Source organism: Streptomyces sp. CA-146814 (genome assembly GCF_050942385.1).
In the GTDB taxonomy this organism is placed as follows: Bacteria; Actinomycetota; Actinomycetes; order Streptomycetales; family Streptomycetaceae; genus Streptomyces.
In genome coordinates this window covers 4,815,686-4,841,210 of the sequence record NZ_CP192068.1, presented here as the reverse complement: position 1 = coordinate 4,841,210, position 25,525 = coordinate 4,815,686, and the positions used below count along the sequence as shown (strand labels likewise).

Genomic DNA, 25,525 nt, shown 5'->3' with positions numbered 1-25,525 from the left:
CCCGGGGGCAGCGCCCCCGCAACGGCGCCGCACGACACCCCGCACCCGCACCACACCCCCACCCCACCCCCGCCGCCGCCGCCGCCGACCGCCAAGGTCACCGCACCCGCTGAACCCTCCGCTCATCCCACACCGGCTCAGCCGTCTCCCGCACCACCCCGTCCGACCCGAACACCAGATACCGGTCGAACGACTTCGCGAACCACCGGTCGTGCGTGACGGCCATCACCGTCCCGTCGTACACCTCCAGCCCGTCCTGCAACGCCTCCGCCGACTCCAGGTCCAGGTTGTCCGTCGGCTCGTCCAGCAGCAGCGCCGTCGTCCCCGCCAGCTCCAGCAGCAGGATCTGGAACCGCGCCTGCTGCCCACCGGAGAGCCGCTCGAACGCCTGGTCCCCCTGCCGCTCCAGCTCGTACCGCCGCAGCACCCCCATCGCCCCGCCCCGGTCCTTGGCGTGCTCGGACCAGAGGATCTCCACCAGCGTCTTGCCGAGCAGCTCCGGATGCGCGTGCGTCTGCGCGAAGTGCCCCGGCACGACCCGCGCCCCGAGCTTCCACTCCCCCGTGTGGGCCACCGGCTCACCGGCCAGCAGCCGCAGGAAGTGCGACTTGCCGGACCCGTTGGAGCCGAGGACGGCGACGCGCTCCCCGTAATAGATCTCCAGGTCGAACGGCTTCATCAGCCCGGTCAGCTCCAGCCCCTTGCAGGTCACCGCCCGCACCCCGGTCCGCCCACCGCGCAGCCGCATCCGGATGTCCTGCTCGCGCGGCGGCTCCGGCGGCGGCCCGGCCTCCTCGAACTTCTTGAAGCGGGTCTGCATCGCGTGGTAGCGGTTGGCCATGTCGGGGCTGTTCGCCGCCTGCTGCCGCATCCGCAGGACGAGCGCCTTCAGCCGGGCGTGCTCCTCCTGCCAGCGCCGCAGCAGCTCCTCGAACCGCGCGAACCGCTCCTTGCGGGCGTCGTGGTAGGTGGCGAAGCCGCCACCGTGCACCCACACATCGCTGCCGGCCGCGCTCGGCTCGACGCTGACGATCTTCTCGGCGGCGCGGGAGAGCAGCTCGCGGTCGTGGGAGACGAAGAGGACCGTCTTACGGGTCTCCTTCAGCTTCTCCTCCAGCCACCGCTTGCCCGGCACGTCCAGGTAGTTGTCCGGCTCGTCGAGCAGCAGCACCTCGTCGGGCCCGCGCAGCAGCGCCTCCAGCACCAGCCGCTTCTGCTCACCGCCGCTGAGCGTGCGCACCTCGCGCCACTGCGCCTTCTCGTACGGGACACCCAGCGCGGCCATCGTGCACATGTCCCAGACCGTCTCGGCCTCGTACCCGCGCGCCTCCGCCCAGTCGCTCAGCGCCTGCGCGTACGCCATCTGCGCGGCCTCGTCGTCGACGGTGAGAATCCGCTCCTCGGCCGCGTCGACGGCCTTCGCGGCCTCCCTGATCCGGGGCTGGGCCACCGACACGAGCAGGTCCCGTACGGTCCGCTCGTCCCGCACCGAGCCCACGAACTGCGGCATCACCCCGAGCCCGCCGCTCACCGAGACCGTGCCGCCGTGCGGCTGGAGCTCGCCGGCGAGCAGCCGCAGCAGGGTCGTCTTGCCCGCTCCGTTCGCCCCGACGAGGGCGACGACGGCTCCGTCGGCCACCCGGAACGAGGCGTCGCCGAGCAACACCCGCCCGTCCGGTAGGTAGTACTCCAGGTGGCCCGCTTCAAGATGTCCCATACAGAGCATTGTCACGGCCCGCGAAGCCATGGCCCAACCGGTTTACGCACCCTCTAGGATTCGCGCATGAGTTCATGGCAAGGGGGGCCCTCCTGGGGGCCGGGGGACAACGGGACTCCGGGGGACAGCGGGACTCCGGACTGGGCCGCGCTCGCCGACGCGTCCGCGGCGCGAGCCCGCCGGAAGCGCTGGCTGATGATCGGCGGCGGGATACTGGCCACCGGCCTGGTCGGGGCGATCGTGGCGACCGCCGTGGTCACCACGGGCGGCAGGAGCGATCCGACCGGCAGCGCGAGCGAACTGCCGGCACCGGCCGACCTCCCCGAGGACACGTCGGCGCCCGAGCCCTCCTTCTCGTCGGTGGCACCGCCGCCTCCGCCGGACCCGAAGGAGTACATATCCAGCGCCGGCAAGGACAAGGCGCCGATCACCGTCGGCAGCTTCTTCCCCGGCGAGAAGCTCGCGATGGGTGACCGCGTCCACGTCAAGGGCGCCACCGGCCGCACCACCGACTGCGCGACCGGCACCCAGGGCGCCCTCGGCGCGGTCCTCACGGACAACGGCTGCGAGCAGCTGATCCGCGCGACGTACAGCAAGGGCGGTGTGGCCGTCACCGTCGGCATCGCGGTCTTCGACACCGAGGCCCGCGCGAAGAAGACGGTCGACCAGGCCTCGGGCGGCCTCGCCTCCCTCAGCGGCGCGGGCGTCTCCACGTTCTGCCGCGGCGGTACGGTCTGCCGCCGCACGACCAACTCCTACGGCCGGTACGCCTACTTCACCGTCGGCGGCTTCACCAACGGCACCAGCGTCACCGAGCAGGACAGGGGCGTCTTCGCCGTCGGCGACGACCTGACGAACTTCGTCTTCCGTCAGATCCACCAGCGCGGCCGGGTCCAGGCGTCACAGGCGGCGGCGGAACCGGCGCAGTAGAGGACGACTCCCGGGGCCGGTGCGCACCACGCATAACTGAACATGTTCAATAAGGGCGATGAACACTCTCGGCCTCCGCGCCGGCCCCCGCCTCATCGCCGTCGGCTACGTCGTCCTGGTCCTGGCTGTCGCCCTGGCCGACGAGATCGCCGGTCATCCGTCGGCCCTCGGCGCGACGATGACGCTGATCTCCTTCCCCGGCTCCATCCTGGTGCTGGTCACCCTCGTCTACCCCCTGGCCATCCTGGTCGGCGACGACACAGTCGACGAAGAGGTCACGTTCAGCCTCCTGACCCCCCTGCTCCACGGCGCCGGCGCCCTGGTCAACGTGCTGGTCGTGTGGGCCGTCATCGCCTTCGTCCGCCACTTCAGGAACGAGGCCCGCCGCAGCGGCCGCTGACCGCGCACCGCCTCAGCAGCACCCGGCGGCCCCCGGCAACGTCCTGACGTTCCGGGCCTCTTCGGCCCGCGCCGCCAGCAACTCGTCCGCCGGGTACTCCACTTCCTCCAGCGTCAGCCCGTGCGGCCGCACCACGTGCACTCCGGGGTCGCGGACCTTCGCCGCGAGCACCTCGGCGGGCCAGGCGGCCGGGCGGCGGCCGTCCCCGACGAACAGCGCTGCACCGATCAGGGCGCGGACCATGTTGTGGCAGAAGGCATCCGCCTGCACGGTCGCGGTGAGGACTCCGGACTCCTCGTCCCGTACCCAACTCAGCTTCTGCAGGGTGCGGATGGTGGTCGCGCCCTCGCGCTTCTTGCAGTACGCGGCGAAGTCGTGCTCGCCCACCATCAGCGCGGCCGCCTCGTTCATCGCGTCCAGGTCCAACGGCCGGTCGTGCCACAGCACATGACCGCGCGTCAGCGGGTCGACGCCGCCGGGCCGGTCGCCGACCCGGTAGGCGTAACGCCTCCAGAGCGCGGAGAAGCGGGCGTTGAACCCGGCCGGGGCGGGGGCCGCGCGCCAGATCCGTACGTCCAGCGGCAGCCGCCCCGCCAGCCGCCGCAGCAGCTTCTCCTCGTGCTCGGCCCACACCGCCTCCGGCAGGTCCACGTGCGCCACCTGGCCGCGCGCGTGCACCCCGGCGTCCGTGCGGCCCGCCACCGTCAGGTCGTACGTCACCGGCGACCGGGTCACGGTCCGCAGCGCGTCCTCGATCTCGCCCTGCACCGTGCGCCGGCTGGTCTGCTTCGCCCAGCCGGAGAAGTCCTTGCCGTCGTACGACAGGTCCAGCCGCACCCGTACGAACCCGGGCTCCGCCTCGTCACTCACCGCGCCATCCTCTCCCTGCCCCTGCTCAGCAGAACGGGCCCGCACCGCCCCGAAGGGAGGATGCGGGCCCGTCCAGTGGTCCTCAGAACGCTCAGGCGTCCTTGGACTCCTCGTCGGCCTTCTCGACCGGCTTGGCGTCCTCGACGGCCTCGGTGGACTCGGCCTTGGCCTCGTCCTTCTTGGCAGCGTCTTCCTTGACCGCGCGCTTCGTCGCGGCCTCGGCCTCACCGGTGGCCTGCTGGGCCACGGTCAGCGCCTCGACCAGCTCGATGACGGCCATCGGGGCGTTGTCGCCACGACGGTTGCCGATCTTGGTGATACGCGTGTAACCACCGGGGCGGTTCTCGTACCGGGGAGCGATCTCGGTGAAGAGCGTGTGGACGACGCTCTTGTCCGTGATCGTCTGCAGCACCAGGCGACGGTTGTGGATGTCGCCCTTCTTCGCCTTGGTGACGAGGCGCTCGGCGACGGGGCGCAGGCGGCGGGCCTTGGCCTCGGTCGTCGTGATGCGGCCGTGCTCGAACAGCGACTTCGCCAGGTTGGCGAGGAGCAGACGCTCGTGCGCGGCGCTGCCGCCCAGACGGGCACCCTTTGCGGGACGCGGCATGGTGATTCTCCTTGTGTGCTGCACCGGCCGTATCAGGTACCGGTGTCAGTTCCCGTGAAGCGGACGCCTCACGGAAGTCATAGCTGCCGGATATCGGCCAAAATCAAGCCGGCCCGGCGTTCGCGCCGGACATCAGCCAAAATCAGCCCGCCCGACGTTCTCGCCGGACATCAGCCAAAATCAAGCCCGTCCGGCGATTGAGGACAAAGCCTCAGCCCCGGCCCGGGGCACCCTCAAAACCGGGCACCCCCAGCCGGGAGGCGACTCAGTACTGCTCGGTCTCCACGAAACCCGCATCCGCATCGTCATCGGCGCCGAAGGCGTCAGCCGCAGCCGTCGGGTCGAAGCCGGGAGGCGAGTCCTTCAGCGCGAGGCCCATACCGGCCAGCTTCGCCTTGACCTCGTCGATCGACTTCGCACCGAAGTTGCGGATGTCGAGCAGGTCCGCCTCGGAACGGGCCACGAGCTCACCCACGGAGTGGATGCCCTCGCGCTTGAGGCAGTTGTACGAACGGACCGTGAGCTCCAGCTCCTCGATCGGCAGCGCCAGATCGGCGGCGAGAGCAGCGTCCGTCGGGGACGGGCCCATGTCGATGCCCTCGGCGTCGATGTTGAGCTCGCGCGCCAGACCGAACAGCTCGACCAGGGTCTTACCGGCCGACGCCATGGCGTCACGGGGACGCATGGCCTGCTTGGTCTCGACGTCGACGATCAGCTTGTCGAAGTCGGTGCGCTGCTCGACACGGGTCGCCTCGACCTTGTACGTGACCTTGAGCACCGGCGAGTAGATGGAGTCGACCGGGATGCGGCCGATCTCCTGGCCGACCTGCTTGTTCTGGACGGCGGAGACGTAGCCGCGACCGCGCTCGACGGTCAGCTCCATTTCCAGCTTGCCCTTGCCGTTGAGCGTGGCGAGAACGAGGTCGGGGTTGTGCACCTCGACACCGGCCGGAGGCGCGATGTCGGCGGCGGTGACCAGACCCGGGCCCTGCTTGCGCAGGTACATCACGACCGGCTCGTCGTGCTCCGAGGAGACGACCAGCTGCTTGATGTTGAGGATGAGGTCGGTGACGTCCTCCTTGACGCCCGGCACGGTGGTGAACTCGTGCAGGACACCGTCGATCCGGATGCTGGTGACAGCGGCACCGGGGATCGAGGAGAGGAGCGTACGGCGGAGGGAGTTGCCGAGGGTGTAACCGAAGCCCGGCTCCAGCGGCTCGATCACGAACCGGGAGCGGAACTCGTCGACGACCTCTTCGGTCAGCGACGGACGCTGAGCGATAAGCATGCGGTGATCCTTCAGTCGTGGGCACCCACTATTTGATGCCCGACAGTGAAACAAGGGTACGGGCGGTACGCCCCGAATGAGGCGTACCGCCCGGACCTGAACGCTACTGACGCACGGCCGTCACCGGCCGTAGCGGGTCAGACGCGGCGACGCTTCGGCGGACGGCAGCCGTTGTGCGGCGTCGGGGTGACGTCCTGGATCGAACCGACCTCCAGGCCGGTGGCCTGGAGCGAGCGGATCGCGGTCTCACGGCCGGAGCCGGGACCCTTGACGAAGACGTCGACCTTGCGCATGCCGTGCTCCTGCGCGCGGCGGGCCGCCGACTCGGCGGCCATCTGCGCGGCGAAGGGGGTGGACTTGCGCGAGCCCTTGAAGCCGACGTGGCCGGCGGAGGCCCAGGAGATCACGTTGCCCGAGGGGTCCGTGATCGAGACGATGGTGTTGTTGAACGTGCTCTTGATGTGCGCGTGGCCGTGAGCGACGTTCTTCTTTTCCTTGCGACGCACCTTCTTGGCTGCGCCCTGACGACCCTTGGGGGGCATGTCTTGACTCCAGATGGAGAGGGGAGGTGATCGGTCCTACAGCGAAGACCGCTGGTTGCTGCGGGTTCCGGAGAACCGGAGGTCCGCAGTGCGTCCGCTGAGGACTACTTCTTGCCCGGCTTCTTCTTACCGGCGATGGCGCGACGCGGGCCCTTGCGGGTACGCGCGTTCGTGCTGGTGCGCTGACCGTGGACCGGCAGACCGCGGCGGTGACGAATGCCCTGGTAGCAGCCGATCTCGATCTTGCGGCGGATGTCGCCCTGGATCTCGCGACGGAGGTCACCCTCGGTGCGCAGGTTGGCGTCCACGTACTCGCGGATCTTGACCAGGTCCTCTTCGGCCAGGTCGCGAACGCGGGTGTTGGGGTTCACGCCGGTGGTGGCGAGGATCTCCTTGGACCGGGTGCGCCCGATACCGAAGACGTAGGTGAGGGCAACCTCCACGCGCTTTTCGCGCGGGATGTCAACACCTGAAACGCGTGCCATTCAATGGCTCCAGTTGTTAGTTCGGGGGTCTTCCGCAGTACCGCTCCCGACCGCCGACCACCCACGAGGAGTGGTGGTACGTCCGGGTCCCCGGCCCCCGCCGGAGGTGTCGTCAGCCGTGAGGCTTGGACGGGCACTGCGTATGTACGTGCTTACGTGCGTCGCGCGAAGAACTGCGAGATGCAGGGGGTCGTGCGTCAGCCCTGGCGCTGCTTGTGGCGCAGGTTGTCGCAGATGACCATGACCCGACCGTGGCGGCGGATCACCTTGCACTTGTCGCAGATCTTCTTGACGCTCGGCTTGACCTTCATGGGATGTCAGGTTCTCCGGGTCAGTGCCATCACCGCGCCGAAACGGGGTGCGGGCAAGATCTACTTGTAGCGGTAGACGATCCGGCCACGCGTCAGGTCGTACGGAGAGAGCTCCACCACGACCCGGTCATCCGGGAGGATGCGGATGTAGTGCATCCGCATCTTGCCGCTGATGTGCGCCAGGACCTTGTGACCGTTCTGGAGCTCCACCTTGAACATTGCGTTCGGGAGGGACTCGATCACGGTGCCCTCAATCTCGATGGCACCTTGCTTCTTGGCCACGCTTCGCCTTTCGAATCGGCTACCTTGATCGACTCCTGCGATCCCCTGTCCTACCTGCGGACATACGGATGCACCGGAGCCGACGAGTCAGTCTACGTCAGCGGACTCCAAAAGACGAATCCGTCAAGTTTGCCCACTGCCGGTGATCCTTAGACCTGCCGGACGTATCACGTCAACCGAGCGGGTCGGGCGCGGCCTCGATCCCGTACTCCGCGAGCTTCGCCTTCCCGCAGTCCGGGGCGGTCAGGACCAGCGGGCCCTGCTCGGTCAGCGCGATGGAGTGCTCCCAGTGCGAGGACCAGGTGCCGTCCGTCGTGATGACCGTCCAGTCGTCGGCGAGGGTCTCCGTACGGGCCGTGCCGAGCGAGACCATGGGCTCGATCGCCAGGCAGACGCCCGGGACCAGCTTGATGCCCTTGCCGCGCTTGCGGGAGACGTAGTTCAGCAGGTGCGGGTCCATGTGCATCTCGGTGCCGATGCCGTGGCCGCCGAAGTCCTCGATGATCCCGTACTTGCCGGTGGCCGGACGGGGCTGGCGGCGGATGTACGTCTCGATCGCCTTGGAGATGTCGACGAGGCGGTTGTTCACCTTCATCGCGGCGATCCCGGCCCACATCGACTCCTCGGTCACCCGCGAGAGCTCGACCAGCTCCGGAGCGTGACCGGTGCCCACGAAGGCGGTGTACGCGGCGTCGCCGTGCCAGCCGTCCACGATGGCGCCGGCGTCGATCGAGATGATGTCGCCGTCCTTGAGGACCGTCTTCTCGTCCGGGATGCCGTGGACCACGACCTCGTTGACCGAGGTGCAGATGGTCGCGGGGAACCCGCCGTACCCGAGGAAGTTCGACTTCGCGCCGTGGTCGGCGATCACCTTGCGGGCGACCTGGTCCAGGTCGTGCGTGGTGGCGCCGGGCACGGCCGCCTCACGGGTGGCCGCGTGAATGGCAGCGACCACCAGCCCCGCCTCGCGCATCTTCGCGATCTGCTCGGGGGTCTTGATCTGCACCATTGCTCGGCGCCTCTCTGCATCGTCGGTGACGGGTGACGGGGCCGCCGCGCGGCCGTACCCCACGATACGGGCGCAAGAAGTCGGCCGCGGCGCCCTGGGGCGCCGCGGCCGACTGCACAGCGGTGGTACGGGTGGGGCTCAGTCCTGGTCGCCGGACTTCTGCAGAGCCGCCATGGCGCGCTCGGTCACCTCGGTGACCTTGCCGAGCGCGGAGATGGTCACCACCAGGCCCTGGGCCCGGTAGTAGTCGATGATCGGCTCGGTCTGCGTGTGGTAGACCTCCAGCCGCGTCCGGACCGTCTCCTCGGTGTCGTCGTCCCGCTGGTACAGCTCGCCGCCGCAGGCGTCGCAGACGCCCTCGGTCTTCGGCGGGTTGTACGTCACGTGGAAGACGTGCGCGCTGTCGTTACGGCAGATGCGGCGGCCCGCGATCCGCTTCACGACCTCGTCCTCGGGGACCTCGAGATCGAGGACCGCGTCCAGCTTCACGCCCTCGTCCTTGAGCATCACGTCAAGGGCTTCGGCCTGGCCGACGTTCCGCGGGAAGCCGTCCAGCAGGAAGCCGTTCACGGCGTCCGGCTGGCCCATGCGGTCCTTGGCCATCCCGATGGTGACTTCGTCCGGCACCAGCCGGCCTGCGTCCATGTAGGCGCGGGCCTGCTTGCCAAGGTCGGTGCCCTGGCTGATGTTGGCGCGGAAGAGGTCGCCCGTGGAGATGTGCGGAATCGACAGGTTTTGGGCAAGGTACGCAGCCTGCGTTCCCTTGCCGGCCCCCGGAGGCCCGACGAGGACGATTCGCATCAGCGGAGGAACCCTTCGTAATTGCGCTGCTGGAGCTGACTCTCGATCTGCTTCACGGTTTCCAGACCCACACCCACGATGATGAGGATGCTCGTCCCGCCGAACGGGAAGTTCTGGTTCGCACCGCCGAAGCCTGCCAACGCCATCGTCGGCACCAGAGCGATCAGGCCCAGGTACAGCGAGCCCGGCCAAGTGATCCTGTTGAGCACGTAGCTCAGGTACTCGGCAGTAGGTCGACCTGCCCGGATACCCGGGATGAAGCCACCATACTTCTTCATGTTGTCGGCGACTTCGTCGGGGTTGAACGAAATGGCGACGTAGAAGAAGGCGAAGAACACGATGAGTACGAAGTACACCGAGATGTAGTACGGGTGGTTACCCGTCACGAAGTGGTCCTGGATCCAGGTGGCCCACCCTGCGGTGGATCCGGAGAACTGGACGATCAGCGACGGGATGAAGAGCAGCGACGAGGCGAAGATGACGGGAATCACACCCGCCTGGTTCACCTTGAGCGGGATGTACGTCGACGTACCGCCGTAGGAACGGCGCCCGATCATGCGCTTCGCGTACTGGACCGGGATGCGGCGCTGGGCCTGCTCGACGAAGACGACGAGGGCGACCATCACGAAGCCGATGAGGATGACCGTGCCGAACTCGATCCAGCCGTCGGCCAGCTTGCCGCTCTCCTTGATGGCCCACAGGGCGCCGGGGAACGTGGCGGCGATCGAGATGAACATGAGGATCGACATGCCGTTGCCGATGCCCTTGTCGGTGATGAGCTCACCGAGCCACATGACCGCGGCGGTGCCGGCCGTCATGGTGATGACCATCACCAGGGTCGTGAAGATGGACTTGTCGGCGACGATCTGGCTGCCGACGGTGCAGTTCTGGAACAGCGCCCCGCTCCGGGCGGTGGCGACGAGGCCGGTGCCCTGGAGGACGGCCAGCGCGACGGTCAGATAACGCGTGTACTGCGTGATCTTCGCCGTGCCGGACTGGCCCTCCTTCTTGAGGGCTTCCAGCCGGGGGATCACGACGGTCAGCAGCTGGAGAATGATGCTGGCCGTGATGTACGGCATGATGCCGAGCGCGAAGATGGTGATCTGCAACAGGGCGCCACCGCTGAACATCTGCATCAGACCGAGCAGGCCACCCGAATCGGCCTGGTCGATGCACTGCTGCACCTTCGCGTAGTCGACCCCGGGGGCCGGGACGTGGGCCCCGAGCCGGTAGATCACGATGATGCCGAGCGTGAAGAGCAGCTTCTTGCGCAGGTCGGGCGTCTTGAACGCTCGGGCGAACGCGGTGAACACGGTGCCTCCTGCGACCCCCGCGCTATGCGTCAGAGGCGACGGGTCTGGATGGGACTGGATGGGATCGGATACAAGGCAGCCCTACATCGTAAGGAGGCCACAAAAGATTAACGGCGCCACCCTACCCGGCCCGGGACTGAGCAGGAAACACGCACTGCACACCGGTGCAACGCCTGCTCCCCGCCCCGGGCCGTGAAAGACCGGCCAAGCCACACCAATTGGGACGTGAACGACCTCGGACTCCCCCACCGCCGGTGCGGTGGACACCCGTTCAACCTTTCCCGAGCCTTTACGGTTCCCGTACAGCGGCACAAACGAGAAAAAGCCTGGCCGGCCACCCTCCGAAGAGGGGGCCGGCCAGGCTCAGTTCTGTCCCGCGGCTCAGACGAGCTCGGTGACCGTACCGCCGGCGGCGGTGATCTTCTCCTTGGCGGAGCCGGAGACGGCGTCAACCGAAACCTGCAGCGCCACGGAGATCTCGCCCTGTCCGAGGACCTTGACGAGGTGGTTGTTGCGCACGGCACCCTTGGCGACCAGGTCGGCCACCGTGACCTCTCCACCCTCGGGGTAGAGCGTCGCGAGCTTGTCCAGGTTCACGACCTGGTACTCCGTGCGGAACGGGTTCTTGAAGCCCTTGAGCTTCGGGAGACGCATGTGGAGGGGCATCTGGCCACCCTCGAAGCGCTCCGGAACCTGGTAACGAGCCTTCGTACCCTTGGTACCACGGCCTGCGGTCTTACCCTTGGACGCCTCACCACGACCCACACGGGTCTTGGCGGTCTTGGCGCCCGGGGCAGGCCGGAGGTTGTGGGCCTTCAGCGGGCTGTTCTCCGCCATGTCAGTCAACCTCCTCAACCGTCACGAGGTGGCGGACGGTGTTGGCCATTCCGCGGAACTCGGGGCGGTCCTCCTTGACAACCGAGTCGTTCAGGCGCTTGAGCCCGAGCGAACGCAGGGTGTCGCGGTGGTTCTGCTTGCTGCCGATGTACGACTTCGTCTGCGTGATCTTGAGGCGAGCCATTACGCACCCGCTCCCGCACGCGCACGGAGCAGAGCCGCGGGGGCGACGTCCTCGAGGGGCAGACCACGGCGGGCCGCGATCTCCTCGGGACGCTGCAGGCCCTTCAGGGCCTCCACGGTCGCGTGCACGATGTTGATCGCGTTGGACGAGCCAAGCGACTTCGACAGGATGTCGTGAACGCCGGCGCACTCGAGCACGGCACGCACCGGGCCACCGGCGATAACACCGGTACCGGGGGAAGCCGGCTTGAGCAGGACGACGCCCGCAGCCTTCTCGCCCGTGATCGGGTGAGGGATGGTGCCCTGGATGCGCGGGACCTTGAAGAAGTTCTTCTTGGCCTCTTCGACACCCTTGGCGATGGCCGCGGGAACTTCCTTGGCCTTGCCGTATCCGACACCGACGGTGCCGTCACCATCGCCCACCACGACCAGCGCGGTGAAGCTGAAGCGACGACCACCCTTCACAACCTTGGCGACGCGGTTGATCGCGACGACACGCTCGACGTACGCGGTCTTCTCGGCGGCGCTGGCGCCACCGTCACGGCCCTTCCGGTCCCGCCGCTCGCCGCCACCGGCACCGCTTCCGCGGCGCTGGGGTCCAGCCATTGGATTTACCTCTCTCTGTTACGTCCGCTGTGCGTAGGAACCGGGGCTTAGAACTTCAGCCCGGCTTCACGGGCGGCGTCAGCCAGAGCGGCAATCCGCCCGGCGTACTGGTTACCACCGCGGTCAAACACGACGGCCTCGACGCCTGCGGCCTTGGCGCGCTCGGCGACCAGGGCGCCGACCTGCTGGGCCTGGGCGCTCTTGTCACCCTCGCCACCACGGATCGAGGTGTCCAGGGTCGACGCCGACGCGAGCGTGTGGCCCGCGATGTCGTCGATGACCTGGGCCACGATGTGGCGGTTGGAACGCGTCACGACCAGACGGGGACGCTCCGGCGAACCCGACATGTGCTTGCGGACGCGGATGTGGCGGCGCTTGCGAGCAGCGCGCTTGTAAGCGTCGCCCTTGGCGATCTTCACACCGTATGCCATGGCTACTTACCAGCCTTTCCGACCTTGCGGCGGATGACCTCGCCGGCGTACTTGACGCCCTTGGCCTTGTACGGGTCGGGCTTCCGCAGCTTGCGGATGTTGGCGGCCACTTCGCCGACCTTCTGCTTGTCGATGCCCTCGACGCTGAGCTTCGTGGGCGACTCGACCTTGAAGGTGATGCCTTCCGGAGCCTCGATGAGGATCGGGTGGCTGTAGCCCAGGGCGAACTCCAGGTTGGAGCCCTTCGCCTGGACGCGGTAACCGACACCGCTGATCTCGAGCGCCTTGGAGTAACCCGCGGTCACGCCGGTGATCATGTTCGCCACCAGCGTGCGGGACAGGCCGTGGAGGGCCTTGTTCTGACGCTCGTCGTTCGGGCGGGTGACGTTGAGAACGCCGTCCTCACCCTTGGAGACCTCGATCGGCGCGGCGACGGTGTGCGTGAGCGAGCCCTTGGGGCCCTTCACGGCGACCGTACGGCCATCGATGGTGACGTCCACACCGGCGGGAACCTGGATGGGGAGCTTGCCGATTCGCGACATGAGCTTTCCTTCCTTTCCCGACTACCAGACGTAGGCGAGGACTTCCCCACCTACGCCCTTCTTGCCTGCCTGCTGGCCGGTCAGGAGGCCGTGGGACGTGGAGATGATCGCCACGCCCAGGCCGCCGAGAACCTTCGGCAGGTTGGTGGACTTTGCGTATACACGCAGACCCGGCTTCGAAATCCGCTTGATGCCGGCGATCGAGCGCTCGCGGTTCGGGCCGAACTTCAGCTCGAGGACGAGGTTCTTGCCGACCTCGGCGTCCTCGACCTTCCAGCCGGTGATGAAGCCCTCCTGCTGGAGGATCTCCGCGATGTGCGACTTGATCTTGCTGTGCGGCATCGAGACATCGTCGTGATATGCCGAGTTCGCGTTACGCAGACGCGTGAGCATGTCTGCGATGGGATCAGTCATGGTCATGAGTTGGCCTTCGGCCTCTCTCGCCGGGGTTTCCTGTATGCGCCATCCCTCTCCCCACTCAGTGGTGGGACGGGTGCGGTGCGGGGACCTACGGCGTAGTAAGTCGGTCGTGGGCGGCAGGCGCCCAACCCTTCAAGCCTACGGCATGAAAGGACGGGCTCCTGCCGACCCAGATGCTTACCGAGAGTCTCCAGAACTTCCCTTCGCCCTAGGGCGGAGGAGAGTTACCAGGAGCTCTTGGTCACGCCCGGCAGCTCGCCACGGTGAGCCATCTCACGAAGGCACACGCGGCACAGGCCGAACTTGCGGTAGACGGAGTGGGGCCGGCCGCAGCGCTGGCAGCGGGTGTACCCGCGAACGCCGAACTTCGGCTTACGGGCGGCCTTAGCGATCAGAGCCTTCTTCGCCACGGTCAGTTCTCCTTGAACGGGAAGCCGAGGTGACGAAGGAGGGCACGACCCTCGTCGTCGTTGGTCGCCGTGGTGACCACGGTGATGTCCATGCCCCGGACCCGGTCGATCTTGTCCTGGTCGATCTCGTGGAACATGACCTGCTCCGTGAGACCGAAGGTGTAGTTGCCACGGCCGTCGAACTGCTTCGGCGACAGGCCACGGAAGTCACGGATACGCGGCAGCGCGAGCGACAGCGTACGGTCCAGGAACTCCCACATCCGGTCACCGCGGAGGGTGACGTGGCAGCCGATCGGCTGGCCCTCACGCAGCTTGAACTGCGCGATGGACTTGCGGGCCTTGGTGACGGCCGGCTTCTGACCGGTGATCGTGGTGAGGTCCTTGACGGCACCGTCGATCAGCTTGGAGTCGCGGGCGGCGTCGCCCACACCCATGTTGACCACGATCTTGACCAGACCGGGAACCTGCATGACGTTCTCGTACGAGAACTCCTCACGCAGCTTGCCGGCGATTTCCTCGCGGTAGCGCGTCTTGAGACGCGGCGCAGTGGTGGCAGTCATCAGATGTCCTCACCGGTCCGCTTGGCAACGCGGATCTTGTTGCCCTCGTCGTCAAAGCGGTAGCCGACGCGGGTGACAACCTTGTTGCCGTCCTTCTCCACGACCAGCTGAACGTTGCTGACGTGGATCGGGGCCTCGGTGGTGACAATGCCACCCGTCTGCGAACCGCGAGCCGTCTGACCGGCCTTGGTGTGCTTCTTGACCCGGTTGACACCCTCGACGAGGACGCGGTCCTGAGCGGGGTAGGCCACGATGACCTTGCCCTGCTTGCCCTTGTCCTTACCGGTGATGACCTGAACCAGGTCGCCCTTCTTGATCTTCATGCTTACAGCACCTCCGGCGCGAGCGAGATGATCTTCATGAACTTCTTCTCGCGCAGCTCTCGGCCCACCGGGCCGAAGATGCGGGTGCCGCGGGGGTCGCCGTCGTTCTTCAGAATGACGGCGGCGTTCTCGTCGAAGCGGATGTACGAGCCATCCTGACGACGACGCTCCTTGACGGTGCGAACGATGACGGCCTTGACGACGTCACCCTTCTTCACGTTGCCACCGGGGATCGCGTCCTTGACGGTGGCGACGATGACGTCACCGATACCCGCGTAGCGGCGACCCGAGCCACCGAGAACACGAATGGTGAGAATTTCCTTCGCACCCGTGTTGTCGGCGACGCGCAGTCGCGACTCCTGCTGGATCACGTCTATCTCCTGATCGTCTGCCGGTTCCCGGCGGGTGCCTCTCCGTGTTACCGGAGAGGCACCTCACCGAGCCTGGCGGAACTGACCTGAGGGGAGAATCCCTCAGGAATTACTTGGCCTTCTCGAGGATCTCGACGATGCGCCAGCGCTTCGAGGCCGACAGCGGACGCGTCTCCATGATGATGACGCGGTCGCCGACGCCCGCAGAGTTCTGCTCGTCGTGGGCCTTGAGCTTGTTCGTACGGCGGATGACCTTGCCGTACAGCGCGTGCTTGACGCGGTCCTCGACAGCGACGACGACGGTCTTGTCCATCTTGTCGCTGACGACCAGACCCTCGCGGGTCTTGCGGAAGCCGCGGTCGGTCTTGCTGGTCTCAGTCACAGTCTTCTCGCTCATCAGACGCTCTCCACCGTCTCGATGCCCAGCTCGCGCTCGCGCATCAGGGTGTAGATCCGGGCGATGTCCTTACGGACGGACTTGAGCCGGCCGTGGTTCTCGAGCTGGCCCGTCGCCGCCTGGAAGCGGAGGTTGAACAGCTCTTCCTTGGCTTCGCGGAGCTTGTTGAGGAGCTCCTCGTCGCCCAGCTCGCGCAGCTCGGACGCCTTGGTACCGGCCGACATCACGACTCACCTGCCTCGCGCCGAACGATCCGGCACTTCATCGGAAGCTTGTGAGCAGCGCGGGTGAGCGCCTCACGAGCAATCTTCTCGTTCGGGTAGGACAGCTCGAACATCACCCGACCCGGCTTGACGTTCGCGATCCACCACTCGGGAGAACCCTTACCGGAACCCATGCGGGTCTCGGCCGGCTTCTTCGTCAGGGGACGGTCCGGGTAGATGTTGATCCAGACCTTGCCGCCACGCTTGATGTGACGGGTCATCGCGATACGAGCGGACTCGATCTGACGGTTCGTCACGTACGCCGGGGTCAGCGCCTGGATGCCGTACTCGCCGAACGCAACCTGCGTGCCACCCTTGGACATACCGCTGCGCTTCGGGTGGTGCTGCTTGCGGTGCTTGACCCTACGGGGGATCAGCATTTCGGTCAGGCCTCCGTTCCGGTGCTCTCAGCAGCCGGAGCAGCGGCGGCGGGGGCGTCGGCCTTGGGGGCCTCGGCTGCCGGCGACTGCTGCGGCTTACGGCCGCGACCGCCACGCTCGCCACCACGGCCGCCACCACGGCCGGCCGGGCGGTCGGTGCCGCCACGAGCCGGACGGTTGCCGGCGCGGGCCGCGGCGTTCTCGGCGCGAACCTCGGCGATGTTCTTGACGTCGCCCTTGTAGATCCAGACCTTCACGCCGATGCGGCCGAAGGTCGTCTTGGCCTCGAAGAAGCCGTAATCGACGTTCGCGCGGAGCGTGTGCAGGGGCACGCGGCCCTCGCGGTAGAACTCCGAGCGGGACATCTCGGCGCCGCCGAGGCGACCGCCGCACTGGATCTTGATGCCCTTGGCGCCGGCCTTCATCGAGGACTGCATGCTCTTACGCATGGCCCGACGGAAGGAGACGCGGGAGGAGAGCTGCTCGGCGACGGCCTGGGCCACCAGCTGAGCGTCCACCTCGGGGTTCTTGACCTCGAGGATGTTCAGCTGGACCTGCTTGCCGGTCAGCTTCTCCAGCTCGCCGCGGATGCGATCGGCCTCGGCGCCACGGCGACCGATGACGATGCCCGGACGGGCGGTGTGGATGTCAACGCGGACGCGGTCGCGGGTGCGCTCGATCTCGACCTTCGAGATGCCGGCCCGCTCCATGCCCTTCGTCATCATGCGACGAATGGCGACGTCTTCCTTGACGTAGTCCTTGTACAGCTTGTCGGCGTACCAGCGGGACTTGAAGTCCGTGGTGATGCCGAGCCGGAACCCGTGCGGGTTTACCTTCTGGCCCATTACCGGGTTCCTTCCTTGCTGCTGACGACCACGGTGATGTGGCTGGTCCGCTTACGGATCCGGTAGGCACGGCCCTGAGCACGCGGACGGAACCGCTTCAGGGTCGGGCCCTCGTCCACGTACGCCTCGCTGATGACCAGCGAAGAGGCGTCGGTGTGGTCGTAGTTGTGTGCAGCGTTGGCGATGGCGCTGTCCAGCACCTTGCCAACCGGCACGCTCGCGGCCTGCGGGGCGAAACGCAGGACCGCCTGAGCCTCCGTGGCATCCATGCCACGGATGAGGTCCACCACGCGGCGGGCCTTCATGGGCGTGACGCGGATGTACCGCGCCTGGGCCCTGGCTTCCATGGTTGTCCCTTCGGTGTAAGTCATAGTCGTTTCCACCCCGCGCTTAGCGGCGCTTCGACTTCCGGTCGTCCTTGACGTGGCCGCGGAAGGTGCGAGTCGGCGAGAACTCGCCGAGCTTGTGGCCGACCATCGACTCGGTGACGAACACCGGGACGTGGATCTTGCCGTTGTGCACCGCGATGGTGTGACCCAGCATGGCCGGGACGATCATCGAGCGACGGGACCAGGTCTTGATGACGTTCTTGGTGCCTGCCTCGTTCTGTACGTCCACCTTCTTGATGAGGTGGCCGTCGACGAAGGGCCCCTTCTTGAGACTGCGCGGCATCTAAACCCGCTCCTAGCGCTTCTTGTTCGTCTTGCGGCGGCGGACGATGTACTTGTTGCTCGCCTTCTTGGGAGAACGCGTACGACCCTCCTTCTGACCCCACGGCGAGACCGGGTGGCGTCCACCGGAGGTCTTGCCTTCACCACCACCGTGCGGGTGGTCAACCGGGTTCATCGCGACACCGCGGACGGTCGGGCGGACGCCCTTCCAGCGCATGCGGCCGGCCTTGCCCCAGTTGATGTTCGACTGCTCGGCGTTGCCGACCTCACCGATCGTCGCGCGGCAGCGCGCGTCGACCAGGCGGATCTCACCCGACGGCATACGAAGGTGGGCCATGGTGCCCTCCTTCGCCAGCAGCTGCACGGAGGCACCCGCGGAACGGGCGAACTTCGCGCCGCCGCCGGGCCGCAGCTCGATGGCGTGGATGGTCGTACCGACCGGGATGTTGCGCAGCGCCAGGTTGTTACCGGGCTTGATGTCGGCGGTCGGACCGTTCTCGACACGGTCACCCTGCGACAGGCCACGGGGAGCGACGATGTAACGCTTCTCGCCGTCCGCGTAGTGCAGCAGCGCGATGCGCGCGGTGCGGTTCGGGTCGTACTCGATGTGCGCGACCTTGGCCGGCACGCCGTCCTTGTCGTGACGACGGAAGTCGATCACGCGGTAGGCGCGCTTGTGGCCACCACCCTGGTGGCGAACGGTCACACGACCGGCGTTGTTACGGCCGCCCTTGCTGTGCAGAGGGCGGACCAGCGACTTCTCCGGCGTGGACCGCGTGATCTCGACAAAGTCGGCGACGCTGGAGCCACGACGGCCCGGGGTCGTCGGCTTGTACTTGCGGATACCCATTTCTCAGTCCTCGTCCGATTCCGGACGACTCGAACTCCGTTAGGAGGTCGGGCCGCCGAAGATGTCGATACGGTCGCCCTCGGCGAGGGTCACGATGGCGCGCTTCGTGTCCGAGCGCTTGCCGAAGCCGGTCTTGGTGCGCTTGCGCTTACCCTGCCGGTTGATCGTGTTGACCCCGGTGACCTTGACCGAGAAGACCGCTTCCACGGCCTGCTTGATCTGGGTCTTGTTGGAGCCCGGCGCGACGATGAACGTGTACTTGTTCTCGTCGAGCAGCGCGTAGCTCTTCTCGGAGACCACGGGCTTGACGAGAACGTCACGCGGGTCCGAGTACGTCTTGCTGGTAACGGTCGCCTCGCTCATCAGGCGTCGCTCCCTTCGGTCTCAGCGGTCTGGGGGCCAGACACGAAGGACTCGAAAGCGGCCTGGGTGAAGACCACGTCGTCAGAGACGATCACGTCGTACGTGTTGAGCTGGCCCGGCTCCAGGATGTGCACCTGGGGCAGGTTGCGCGCGGACAGCCACGCGGCCTCGTCGGCGCGGTCGACGACCAGGAGCAGGTTCTGGCGCTCCGAGATCTTGCCGAGCAGCGTCTTGGCGGCCTTCGTGGAGGCGGCACCCTCGACCACGCCGGTGACGACGTGGATACGGGAGTGACGGGCCCGGTCCGAGAGGGCACCGCGCAGGGCGGCGGCCTTCATCTTCTTCGGGGTCCGCTGCGAGTAGTCACGCGGCTGCGGGCCGTGGACGACGCCACCACCGGCGAACTGCGGGGCGCGGGTCGAACCCTGACGGGCGCGGCCGGTGCCCTTCTGGCGGTAAGGCTTCTTGCCACCACCGCGGACTTCGCCGCGGCGCTTGGTCTTGTGCGTGCCCTGACGGGCAGCCGCCAGCTGAGCGACAACGACCTGGTGGATCAGCGGAACGCTGGTCTTGGCGTCGAAGATCTCCGCGGGGAGGTCGACGGTACCGGCCTTGTCGCCTGCCGGCGAAAGGATGTCAATGGTGCTCATTACCTCAAGCCCCCTTGGCCGCGGTACGGACCAGGACGAGGCCGCCGTTCGGACCGGGGACCGCGCCCTTGATGAGGAGCAGACCCTTCTCCGCGTCAACCGCGTGGATGGTCAGGTTCTGGGTGGTGACGCGCTCGTTACCCATACGGCCCGCCATGCGCATGCCCTTGAAGACACGCCCAGGGGTGGCGCAGCCACCGATGGAACCGGGGGAACGGTGCTTGCGCTGGGTGCCGTGCCCGGCGCCGAGGCCCTTGAAGTTGTGACGCTTCATGACACCGGCGAAGCCCTTGCCCTTGCTCTTGCCCGTGACGTCGACCTTGACGCCGGACTCGAACACCTCGGCAGTGACCTCCTGGCCCAGCGTGTACTCGCTGGCGTCAGGGGTGCGGAGCTCCACCAGGTGGCGGCGCGGGGTGACGTCGGCCTTGGCGAAGTGACCCTTGAGGGGCTTGTTCACCTTGCGCGGGTCGATCTCGCCGAAGGCGATCTGGACCGCTTCGTAGCCGTCGCTGTCGTTGGTGCGAACCTGCGTCACGACGCACGGCCCGGCCTTGACGACGGTCACCGGGACGACCCGGTTGTTCTCGTCCCAGACCTGGGTCATGCCGAGCTTCTCGCCCAGGACGCCCTTGATGTTCTTGCTCATCTCGGCCCGTCCCCTCAGAGCTTGATCTCGATGTCGACGCCCGCCGGGAGGTCGAGGCGCATCAGCGAGTCAACCGTCTTCGGCGTGGGGTCGAGGATGTCGATGAGGCGCTTGTGCGTGCGCATCTCGAAGTGCTCGCGAGAGTCCTTGTACTTGTGCGGCGACTTGATGACGCAGTACACGTTCTTCTCAGTGGGCAGCGGCACCGGGCCCGCGACCGACGCACCAGTGCGGGTCACCGTCTCGACGATCTTCTTCGCCGAGGAGTCGATGACCTCGTGGTCGTAGGCCTTGAGCCGGATGCGGATCTTCTGTCCCGCCATGGCTACTAGTAGTCCTGTCTCTCGTAACGCTCTGGAACCCGGGGGTTCTCTGGACTCCTCCTCCGACCCACGCGGTCGGGCGTGTCGCATCCCCTCTACGAAAATCTCCCGGAGGAAATCCCAACCAAGGGGGTGCGGGCCCTGGGACCGCGGAACCGGGGGCGGAACACCCACCGGGTGCCTGGTCGGCGCCCTGCCTTGCTTCCCGGAAGATTCCCGTACGTCCGGCCCATACAGGGCCGACGAGTACTGTGGGACTCGCTTCCGGTCCTCCCGGCGGGAGGCGCGCAGCATTGACACTCAACCGAGCAACCTGGTCAGTGTGCCATACGGGGCGCGGGCCTGGCCAATCGAGTCGGGAATCCTACCCCGCGCGAGCGAGTGCTCAAACGCAGGCGCGCATCCGGCGGCGCTGTTGCCCGCCTTCGTGGTGCGCGACGCCACACCCTGACCGGGCAACCTCTGTGCCGCGATCCCCGTCTCTCCCCCCGCAGGCGCCGCCGACCAGCCGCTGACCTGCGCGAAGAGCCAGGAGTACGCAGGACAGGGCGACCGTTCGCCCGCTGCGGGGGACGCGGGAGCGGACGGGGTGCGTGGCGTGGTGGATCGGTCTGTCCTGTCCCGAATACGGGTGCCCCGGCGCACGCTCCTTCTGACGGCCACCGCGACCGCCGCGCTCGCCGGATGCGCCGTACCGGCTCCGCGGCGCCGGGGGCCGGTGCCGGATCCGGCACCCGGGCTGGCCATAGCGTCCACCCGGCGGGCGCAGATCATGCAGCTGCTGGCCCACCCGGACGACGACCTGTACTTCATGAACCCCGACACCCGGCAGGCCCTGGACGCCGGGACCCCGCTGGTCTGCGTGTACCTGACCGCGGGCGAGGCGGACGGCGTCAACAAGATCCCCGGTGCGCCCCGCCCGGCCGCCGACCGCGCCGCGTACTCCTCCTCCCGCCACCAGGGCCTGCGCCAGGCGTACGCCGAGCTCCTCGGCCTCGACCGCTTCACGCCCTGGGAGCGGTCGGTGCTCCCGCTGCACGGCGGCCACCGGGCCGAGGTGAACGTCCTGGTGAACGGGGTGCGCCGGGTGGAGCTGGTCTTCCTCAACACCGCGATGCACACCGGCCGGGGGCGGCTCGGGCTGCCGAGCCTCTGGCAGGACCGGCGCCTGGTGCTGCGTACCGTCGTGGCCGACGACTCCCCGGTGGACAGGGCGGGTTCGTATACGTACGACGGTCTCGTCGACGTCCTCGTCGGGCTGCTGGAGCGGTACCGGCCCACCCTCGTGCACACCCTGGACCCCGACCCGGACCTCCAGTCCAGCTCGGAGTACGAGCGGCGCCGGGACAGCGAGCAGCGCGGCTACTCCGACCACGCCGACCACACCGCGGCCGGCGGCTTCGCCTGGGCGGCCCTGATCCGCCGGGTGGCGCGGGCGACGTCGGCCGGGGAGCCCGTTCCCGGGTTCACGGTCTCCTCGTTCCGGGGCTACTACAACCGGCACTGGCCGAAGAACCTGCCGCCGGAGGTGCTGGAGCGCAAGGCCGCCCACCTCGTCCCGTACGGCGGCTCGCCCGACTGGGAGTGCGGCAACCCGTCCGGCTGCGGCGACTACAACGTCGGCGGCGACCGCCCGCTGACCAACCGGAAAGGCTGGGTCCGCTCCACCCACCACCGCTACCCGGGCCCGCGTACCGCCGTCGCCTCCGGAGCGGACGGCCGGCTCACCGCGTACGGGGTGCTGGGGCTGCGCGCGGTGCGGTGGCGCGAGAGCGCGCCCGGCAGCGGGGTCTGGGACGCGCCGGACGACCTCGGCGGCGGCCCGCTCGCCCCGGTGCTGGGCTCGGCGGCCACGGCGGACGGGCGCCACCTGCTGTTCGGGCTGCGGTTCGCGGCGCTCGGCGGGCACGGCTCGGACAACGAGCGCGAGATCGTGGTGCTGGAGCAGCGCTCGCCGGGCGGCCCCTTCCGCGCCTGGCAGGGGCTCGGCAACCCGGCGGCGGGCAGCGACCACGGCCGCCGCATCGGCATACCGGTCGCGATCGCCGCGCCGGACGGCCGCGTCCACCTCTTCGTACGGAACGCGGAGAAGGGGCTGAGCACCCGCATACGCGAGGCGGGCAGCGGTCGTTGGGGGGCGTGGCGCGATCTGGGCGGCGGCGAGGTGCAGGACGGGCTGAGCGCGGTGGTGGACGCGGCGGGGTGCGTGCACGTGTACGCGGCCGGGCACCATTCCGTGCACCACTGGACCCAGGACGCGCCGGGCACGGAGGTCACCGCCCGTACGCAGCTGACCGAGGCCCCTGTCCCCTCCCACGCACCGGCCGCCGTCGCCGCGCCGGACGGGTCGGTGGAGCTGTACTACCGGGCCGCCGAGGCAGCCGGGCTCACCGTCGTGGGCAGCGAGCCGGCCCCGCGCTTCGCGGGGTACGGTCCGGTGGCCGCGGCTTCCTCCGCCGGGGGCCTGACGCTGCTCGGCCGTGGAGCGGAGGGCGCGCTCCACCTCCGTACCGCCGGAGCCACCGCCGTACGCTCACGGGGGCCGGTCGCGCTGGACGGGCCGGCGCTCCACCTCGCGGCGGACGGAGCGGCCACGGTCGTGGGGTTCGGGCCGGACGCGGCGCCGTGGATCTGGCGTCCCGGGAGCGCTGTCTAAGGGTTTCGGGAACGGCTCCGTGGCGCCACCTAAGGTTCGCCGGGGCATAACGCGGCGTTATGGGAAAGCGTTAGTACCCGGCCGATGGGTTCTTCGACACTCTGGGGCCGTCAACCCCCACAAACACGCCCCTCAGCGTGCTCCCCGAAATGAGGAACCATGCGAATAGCAAGGCTAGTTCCCGCTGCCCTCGCCGCCGCGGCCACCATCCTCGCTCTTCTCACCCCCGCCGCCACCGCCGCCCCGCAGCCCCCGCTCACGGACGCCCCGCCGCCCACCACGCAGATCATCGGCGGCGGTTACGCGCAGAACGCGCCGTGGGCCGCGCGGCTCTTCTCCAACGGAAGAGAGACCTGTTCGGCGACGATCATCGCGCCGACCTGGATCCTCACCGCCCGGCACTGTGTCACCGGCGGCGGCCTGTCGTTCCGCATCGGCAGCCTCGACCAGCACAGCGGCGGCGTGGTGGCCAACGGCGTCCAGACGTACAACCACAGCGCGGACATCTCCCTGGTCCGCCTGGACCGCTCCGTGCAGACGACCTACTCCCGCCTCGGCAACCCCGGTTCGGTGAGCGTCGGGCAGAGCGTCCAGGTCTGGGGCTGGGGCGCCACCTCGCAGTGCGGCTCGGAGGCCAACTGCCAGTCGCGTTACCTGAAGGTCGCCAACGTGACGGTGAGCGGCGGCTGCGGTGACGCGTACGGCGGCTCGGCGATCTGCGCCCGCCGCGGCAACGGCATCACCGCCGGCGGCGACTCCGGCGGCCCGATGACGGCCAACGGCATCCAGGTCGGCGTGGCCTCCACCAGCGACCGGCAGACCACGACGGCGTACACGAACGTCACCGCGTACCGCTCCTGGATCCGGTCCATCGCGGGCGTCTGACCGGCCGTCACCCTTCGGGGCGGCGGGCACCTGACCGACCCGCCGCCCCTTCTGAACGTAGGGCCCCCTTACCTCTCCGCCCTGAGGTACCGGGGCCCTACATCCATGAGGGGACACCGCCTAGCCGGACACCCCCTACAGCCACCCGTGGTGCGTGGCGATCCGGACGGCGTCGACCAGCGTGCGGGCGTGGAGCTTGCCGACCGCCGACGAGAGCCGGTTGCGTACGGTGCCCACGCTGAGGAACAGGTCGGCGGCGATCTCCCGGGAGTGCGCGCCCATGGCGGCGAGGCGGAGGGCCTCGGCCTCCTTGTCGGTGAGCGGGCTGGGGCCGGTCCGCTCCTCCTCCCGCATCCGGGCGTCGATGGCCCGGCCGCCCGCGGCGATCCGCCGGACGGCGTCGGCGACACCCGCCGGCGGGGTGCTCTTGAGCAGGTATCCGGCGGCGCCGGCGGCCAGCGCGCGGCGCAGGTGGCCCGGGCGGTCGAGCGCGGTGAGCATCAACGTACGGCAGGAGGGCAGGCGTTCCGCGAGCGCGGCGGCGACGGTGATCCCGTCGAGGCCGGGCAGGTCGATGTCGAGCAGCGCCACGTCCGGCCGCAGCCGCTCCGCCTCGGCGAGCGCGGCGGGGCCGTCCGCCGCCTGGCCGGCCACCTCGATGCCGAGCTCGGCCGACAGGAGCACCGCCAGGCCGGACCGCACCACGTCATGGTCGTCGACCACCAGCACCCTGATCACGGGTTCGATTATCGCCCACCGCTTGGGCGTTCACGGCGAGGCGTCCGCCTTCCGGTGGCGGCCGGGGGCCCCGAAGAAGCGGCCGGGCAGGAGGAGGCAGCCGGACACGAGGGCTGCCAGCAGCACCGCCGTCTCCACGCCGGTCAGTACGTCGCCGAGGGACGCGAACACCGCCGGCCACTCCCGTCCCCTGGCGACTGCTCCGCCGAGGACACCGATGAGTGCTGCGCAGGTCACGTAGGTCGCGACACCGGCGGCGAGATACCGGGCACGCTTCTTCAGAAGCCAGCCCCCGGCCGTCGGACCGAGCTCCGGAGGCGCCCCGGCGCCGGCGTGCAGCATGGGCGTGAACGGATGGAGGAGCAGCCCGGTGTAGATGATCGCGATCTCGATCGGGTAGGAGCCCATCAGCCCCAGGAGGGATTCGTCCGAGGCGACGGCCACCCCTGCGGACAGGGAGGCCAGGATCCAGAAGTTGCGGAAGGCGATGCGGAATCTGGTGGGCAGGGGTACGGAGGACTTCATGGTGCGGACTCTCCCTCGGTGCCCGCTCGGCACGGTGGAAGCGGACGAATGGAGGGTGGCGCATACGGAAGGGTCCGTATGCGCCACCCGTT

Annotated in this window: 38 protein-coding genes; 4 read left to right on the top strand and 34 right to left on the bottom strand. The window is 68.4% G+C overall.

Annotated features, from left to right (window positions below):
- Positions 1 to 97 precede the first annotated feature (97 nt).
- On the bottom strand, positions 98 to 1,717 hold the full coding sequence (locus ACQP09_RS21815; RefSeq protein ID WP_404064681.1) for an ABC-F family ATP-binding cassette domain-containing protein: 1,620 nt from the start codon (positions 1,715 to 1,717) through the stop codon (positions 98 to 100).
- A 66-nt stretch (positions 1,718 to 1,783) separates the two neighbouring features.
- Between ACQP09_RS21815 and ACQP09_RS21810 the strand changes: the two genes are divergently transcribed.
- Together ACQP09_RS21810 and ACQP09_RS21805 are read left to right on the top strand one after the other, a co-directional pair.
- Complete coding sequence (locus ACQP09_RS21810; protein WP_433402080.1) at positions 1,784 to 2,647, top strand: hypothetical protein; 864 nt, start codon at positions 1,784 to 1,786, stop codon at positions 2,645 to 2,647.
- Positions 2,648 to 2,705: 58 nt separating this feature from the next.
- Complete coding sequence (locus ACQP09_RS21805; protein ID WP_433402078.1) at positions 2,706 to 3,047, top strand: hypothetical protein; 342 nt, start codon at positions 2,706 to 2,708, stop codon at positions 3,045 to 3,047.
- Positions 3,048 to 3,059: 12 nt separating this feature from the next.
- Here the strand turns inward: ACQP09_RS21805 and truA are convergent, their stop codons facing one another.
- From truA to rpsJ, 31 genes are all read right to left on the bottom strand, one after another.
- Complete coding sequence (gene truA, locus ACQP09_RS21800; RefSeq protein WP_433402076.1) at positions 3,060 to 3,917, bottom strand: tRNA pseudouridine(38-40) synthase TruA; 858 nt, start codon at positions 3,915 to 3,917, stop codon at positions 3,060 to 3,062.
- A 91-nt stretch (positions 3,918 to 4,008) separates the two neighbouring features.
- A complete protein-coding gene (gene rplQ / locus ACQP09_RS21795) occupies positions 4,009 to 4,524 on the bottom strand; it encodes a 50S ribosomal protein L17 (protein ID WP_018510586.1) in 516 nt (171 codons plus the stop codon).
- A gap of 265 nt (positions 4,525 to 4,789) precedes the next feature.
- Positions 4,790 to 5,812: a DNA-directed RNA polymerase subunit alpha gene (locus tag ACQP09_RS21790; protein WP_003966937.1), complete on the bottom strand. Its 1,023-nt coding sequence runs from the start codon at positions 5,810 to 5,812 to the stop codon at positions 4,790 to 4,792.
- A gap of 137 nt (positions 5,813 to 5,949) precedes the next feature.
- The gene (gene rpsK, locus ACQP09_RS21785; RefSeq protein WP_003956432.1) at positions 5,950 to 6,354 is read right to left on the bottom strand and encodes a 30S ribosomal protein S11; all 405 of its coding nucleotides are present in this window, start codon (positions 6,352 to 6,354) and stop codon (positions 5,950 to 5,952) included.
- A gap of 104 nt (positions 6,355 to 6,458) precedes the next feature.
- Positions 6,459 to 6,839 (bottom strand): 30S ribosomal protein S13, encoded by a 381-nt coding sequence (rpsM, locus tag ACQP09_RS21780; protein WP_014047799.1) that lies wholly within the window; start codon positions 6,837 to 6,839, stop codon positions 6,459 to 6,461.
- 197 nt (positions 6,840 to 7,036) lie between these two features.
- A complete protein-coding gene (rpmJ, locus tag ACQP09_RS21775; RefSeq protein WP_003956441.1) occupies positions 7,037 to 7,150 on the bottom strand; it encodes a 50S ribosomal protein L36 in 114 nt (37 codons plus the stop codon).
- A 60-nt stretch (positions 7,151 to 7,210) separates the two neighbouring features.
- Complete coding sequence (gene infA, locus ACQP09_RS21770; RefSeq protein ID WP_003956442.1) at positions 7,211 to 7,432, bottom strand: translation initiation factor IF-1; 222 nt, start codon at positions 7,430 to 7,432, stop codon at positions 7,211 to 7,213.
- A gap of 172 nt (positions 7,433 to 7,604) precedes the next feature.
- On the bottom strand, positions 7,605 to 8,441 hold the full coding sequence (gene map, locus ACQP09_RS21765) for a type I methionyl aminopeptidase (RefSeq protein ID WP_433402072.1): 837 nt from the start codon (positions 8,439 to 8,441) through the stop codon (positions 7,605 to 7,607).
- A gap of 138 nt (positions 8,442 to 8,579) precedes the next feature.
- Complete coding sequence (locus ACQP09_RS21760; RefSeq protein WP_432151122.1) at positions 8,580 to 9,242, bottom strand: adenylate kinase; 663 nt, start codon at positions 9,240 to 9,242, stop codon at positions 8,580 to 8,582.
- The gene (secY, locus tag ACQP09_RS21755; RefSeq protein WP_404064695.1) at positions 9,242 to 10,555 is read right to left on the bottom strand and encodes a preprotein translocase subunit SecY; all 1,314 of its coding nucleotides are present in this window, start codon (positions 10,553 to 10,555) and stop codon (positions 9,242 to 9,244) included. The genes ACQP09_RS21760 and secY overlap by 1 nt, the downstream gene beginning before the upstream one ends.
- Before the next feature lie 381 nt (positions 10,556 to 10,936).
- Positions 10,937 to 11,392 (bottom strand): 50S ribosomal protein L15, encoded by a 456-nt coding sequence (rplO, locus tag ACQP09_RS21750; RefSeq protein WP_003966942.1) that lies wholly within the window; start codon positions 11,390 to 11,392, stop codon positions 10,937 to 10,939.
- A 1-nt stretch (position 11,393) separates the two neighbouring features.
- Complete coding sequence (gene rpmD, locus ACQP09_RS21745; protein ID WP_015610734.1) at positions 11,394 to 11,576, bottom strand: 50S ribosomal protein L30; 183 nt, start codon at positions 11,574 to 11,576, stop codon at positions 11,394 to 11,396.
- Positions 11,576 to 12,181, bottom strand: a complete 606-nt coding sequence (gene rpsE, locus ACQP09_RS21740) for a 30S ribosomal protein S5 (protein ID WP_010058791.1) — start codon at positions 12,179 to 12,181, stop codon at positions 11,576 to 11,578. The genes rpmD and rpsE overlap by 1 nt, the downstream gene beginning before the upstream one ends.
- 47 nt (positions 12,182 to 12,228) lie before the next feature.
- On the bottom strand, positions 12,229 to 12,612 hold the full coding sequence (rplR, locus tag ACQP09_RS21735) for a 50S ribosomal protein L18 (RefSeq protein WP_018510591.1): 384 nt from the start codon (positions 12,610 to 12,612) through the stop codon (positions 12,229 to 12,231).
- A gap of 2 nt (positions 12,613 to 12,614) precedes the next feature.
- Positions 12,615 to 13,154, bottom strand: coding sequence for a 50S ribosomal protein L6 (rplF, locus tag ACQP09_RS21730; RefSeq protein WP_003966946.1), 540 nt, complete (start codon positions 13,152 to 13,154; stop codon positions 12,615 to 12,617).
- 21 nt (positions 13,155 to 13,175) lie between these two features.
- The gene (gene rpsH, locus ACQP09_RS21725; protein WP_007446728.1) at positions 13,176 to 13,574 is read right to left on the bottom strand and encodes a 30S ribosomal protein S8; all 399 of its coding nucleotides are present in this window, start codon (positions 13,572 to 13,574) and stop codon (positions 13,176 to 13,178) included.
- 224 nt (positions 13,575 to 13,798) lie between these two features.
- The gene (locus ACQP09_RS21720; protein WP_003948630.1) at positions 13,799 to 13,984 is read right to left on the bottom strand and encodes a type Z 30S ribosomal protein S14; all 186 of its coding nucleotides are present in this window, start codon (positions 13,982 to 13,984) and stop codon (positions 13,799 to 13,801) included.
- 2 nt (positions 13,985 to 13,986) lie between these two features.
- Positions 13,987 to 14,544 (bottom strand): 50S ribosomal protein L5, encoded by a 558-nt coding sequence (gene rplE / locus ACQP09_RS21715; protein WP_003966948.1) that lies wholly within the window; start codon positions 14,542 to 14,544, stop codon positions 13,987 to 13,989.
- Positions 14,544 to 14,867 (bottom strand): 50S ribosomal protein L24, encoded by a 324-nt coding sequence (rplX, locus tag ACQP09_RS21710; protein WP_003966949.1) that lies wholly within the window; start codon positions 14,865 to 14,867, stop codon positions 14,544 to 14,546. The genes rplE and rplX overlap by 1 nt, the downstream gene beginning before the upstream one ends.
- A 2-nt stretch (positions 14,868 to 14,869) precedes the next feature.
- Positions 14,870 to 15,238: a 50S ribosomal protein L14 gene (gene rplN / locus ACQP09_RS21705; protein WP_003966950.1), complete on the bottom strand. Its 369-nt coding sequence runs from the start codon at positions 15,236 to 15,238 to the stop codon at positions 14,870 to 14,872.
- Positions 15,239 to 15,347: 109 nt separating this feature from the next.
- On the bottom strand, positions 15,348 to 15,635 hold the full coding sequence (gene rpsQ, locus ACQP09_RS21700) for a 30S ribosomal protein S17 (RefSeq protein WP_093693505.1): 288 nt from the start codon (positions 15,633 to 15,635) through the stop codon (positions 15,348 to 15,350).
- The gene (gene rpmC / locus ACQP09_RS21695; RefSeq protein ID WP_015610729.1) at positions 15,635 to 15,859 is read right to left on the bottom strand and encodes a 50S ribosomal protein L29; all 225 of its coding nucleotides are present in this window, start codon (positions 15,857 to 15,859) and stop codon (positions 15,635 to 15,637) included. The genes rpsQ and rpmC overlap by 1 nt, the downstream gene beginning before the upstream one ends.
- Complete coding sequence (gene rplP, locus ACQP09_RS21690) at positions 15,859 to 16,278, bottom strand: 50S ribosomal protein L16 (protein WP_003966953.1); 420 nt, start codon at positions 16,276 to 16,278, stop codon at positions 15,859 to 15,861. The genes rpmC and rplP overlap by 1 nt, the downstream gene beginning before the upstream one ends.
- A gap of 5 nt (positions 16,279 to 16,283) precedes the next feature.
- A complete protein-coding gene (gene rpsC / locus ACQP09_RS21685; RefSeq protein WP_018510593.1) occupies positions 16,284 to 17,123 on the bottom strand; it encodes a 30S ribosomal protein S3 in 840 nt (279 codons plus the stop codon).
- Positions 17,123 to 17,470, bottom strand: a complete 348-nt coding sequence (gene rplV / locus ACQP09_RS21680; RefSeq protein WP_004571827.1) for a 50S ribosomal protein L22 — start codon at positions 17,468 to 17,470, stop codon at positions 17,123 to 17,125. Before rplV ends, rpsC begins: the two co-directional genes overlap by 1 nt.
- Before the next feature lie 43 nt (positions 17,471 to 17,513).
- On the bottom strand, positions 17,514 to 17,795 hold the full coding sequence (rpsS, locus tag ACQP09_RS21675) for a 30S ribosomal protein S19 (RefSeq protein ID WP_003966956.1): 282 nt from the start codon (positions 17,793 to 17,795) through the stop codon (positions 17,514 to 17,516).
- 12 nt (positions 17,796 to 17,807) lie between these two features.
- Positions 17,808 to 18,644, bottom strand: coding sequence for a 50S ribosomal protein L2 (rplB, locus tag ACQP09_RS21670; protein WP_003966957.1), 837 nt, complete (start codon positions 18,642 to 18,644; stop codon positions 17,808 to 17,810).
- A gap of 39 nt (positions 18,645 to 18,683) precedes the next feature.
- On the bottom strand, positions 18,684 to 19,007 hold the full coding sequence (gene rplW / locus ACQP09_RS21665) for a 50S ribosomal protein L23 (protein WP_007446738.1): 324 nt from the start codon (positions 19,005 to 19,007) through the stop codon (positions 18,684 to 18,686).
- Positions 19,007 to 19,657 carry a 50S ribosomal protein L4 gene (gene rplD, locus ACQP09_RS21660; RefSeq protein WP_003966959.1) on the bottom strand — a complete coding sequence of 217 codons (651 nt, stop codon included), beginning with the start codon at positions 19,655 to 19,657 and terminating at the stop codon, positions 19,007 to 19,009. The genes rplW and rplD overlap by 1 nt, the downstream gene beginning before the upstream one ends.
- A 4-nt stretch (positions 19,658 to 19,661) precedes the next feature.
- Entirely contained in the window at positions 19,662 to 20,306 is a 645-nt protein-coding gene (gene rplC, locus ACQP09_RS21655; RefSeq protein WP_003966960.1) for a 50S ribosomal protein L3, read from the bottom strand.
- Between the two features lie 14 nt (positions 20,307 to 20,320).
- Positions 20,321 to 20,629 carry a 30S ribosomal protein S10 gene (gene rpsJ / locus ACQP09_RS21650; RefSeq protein WP_003948644.1) on the bottom strand — a complete coding sequence of 103 codons (309 nt, stop codon included), beginning with the start codon at positions 20,627 to 20,629 and terminating at the stop codon, positions 20,321 to 20,323.
- Positions 20,630 to 21,260: 631 nt separating this feature from the next.
- On the opposite strand from rpsJ, the gene ACQP09_RS21645 reads away from it, so the two are divergent.
- Positions 21,261 to 23,285, top strand: coding sequence for a PIG-L family deacetylase (locus ACQP09_RS21645; protein WP_433406702.1), 2,025 nt, complete (start codon positions 21,261 to 21,263; stop codon positions 23,283 to 23,285).
- A gap of 159 nt (positions 23,286 to 23,444) precedes the next feature.
- The gene (locus ACQP09_RS21640; RefSeq protein ID WP_433402062.1) at positions 23,445 to 24,170 is read left to right on the top strand and encodes a S1 family peptidase; all 726 of its coding nucleotides are present in this window, start codon (positions 23,445 to 23,447) and stop codon (positions 24,168 to 24,170) included.
- A 135-nt stretch (positions 24,171 to 24,305) separates the two neighbouring features.
- Here ACQP09_RS21640 and ACQP09_RS21635 read toward each other — a convergent pair whose 3' ends face one another.
- Both ACQP09_RS21635 and ACQP09_RS21630 read right to left on the bottom strand, forming a co-directional pair.
- Positions 24,306 to 24,908: a response regulator transcription factor gene (locus ACQP09_RS21635; protein WP_433402060.1), complete on the bottom strand. Its 603-nt coding sequence runs from the start codon at positions 24,906 to 24,908 to the stop codon at positions 24,306 to 24,308.
- Between the two features lie 30 nt (positions 24,909 to 24,938).
- Positions 24,939 to 25,433, bottom strand: coding sequence for a hypothetical protein (locus ACQP09_RS21630; protein ID WP_433402058.1), 495 nt, complete (start codon positions 25,431 to 25,433; stop codon positions 24,939 to 24,941).
- Positions 25,434 to 25,525: the final 92 nt, after the last annotated feature.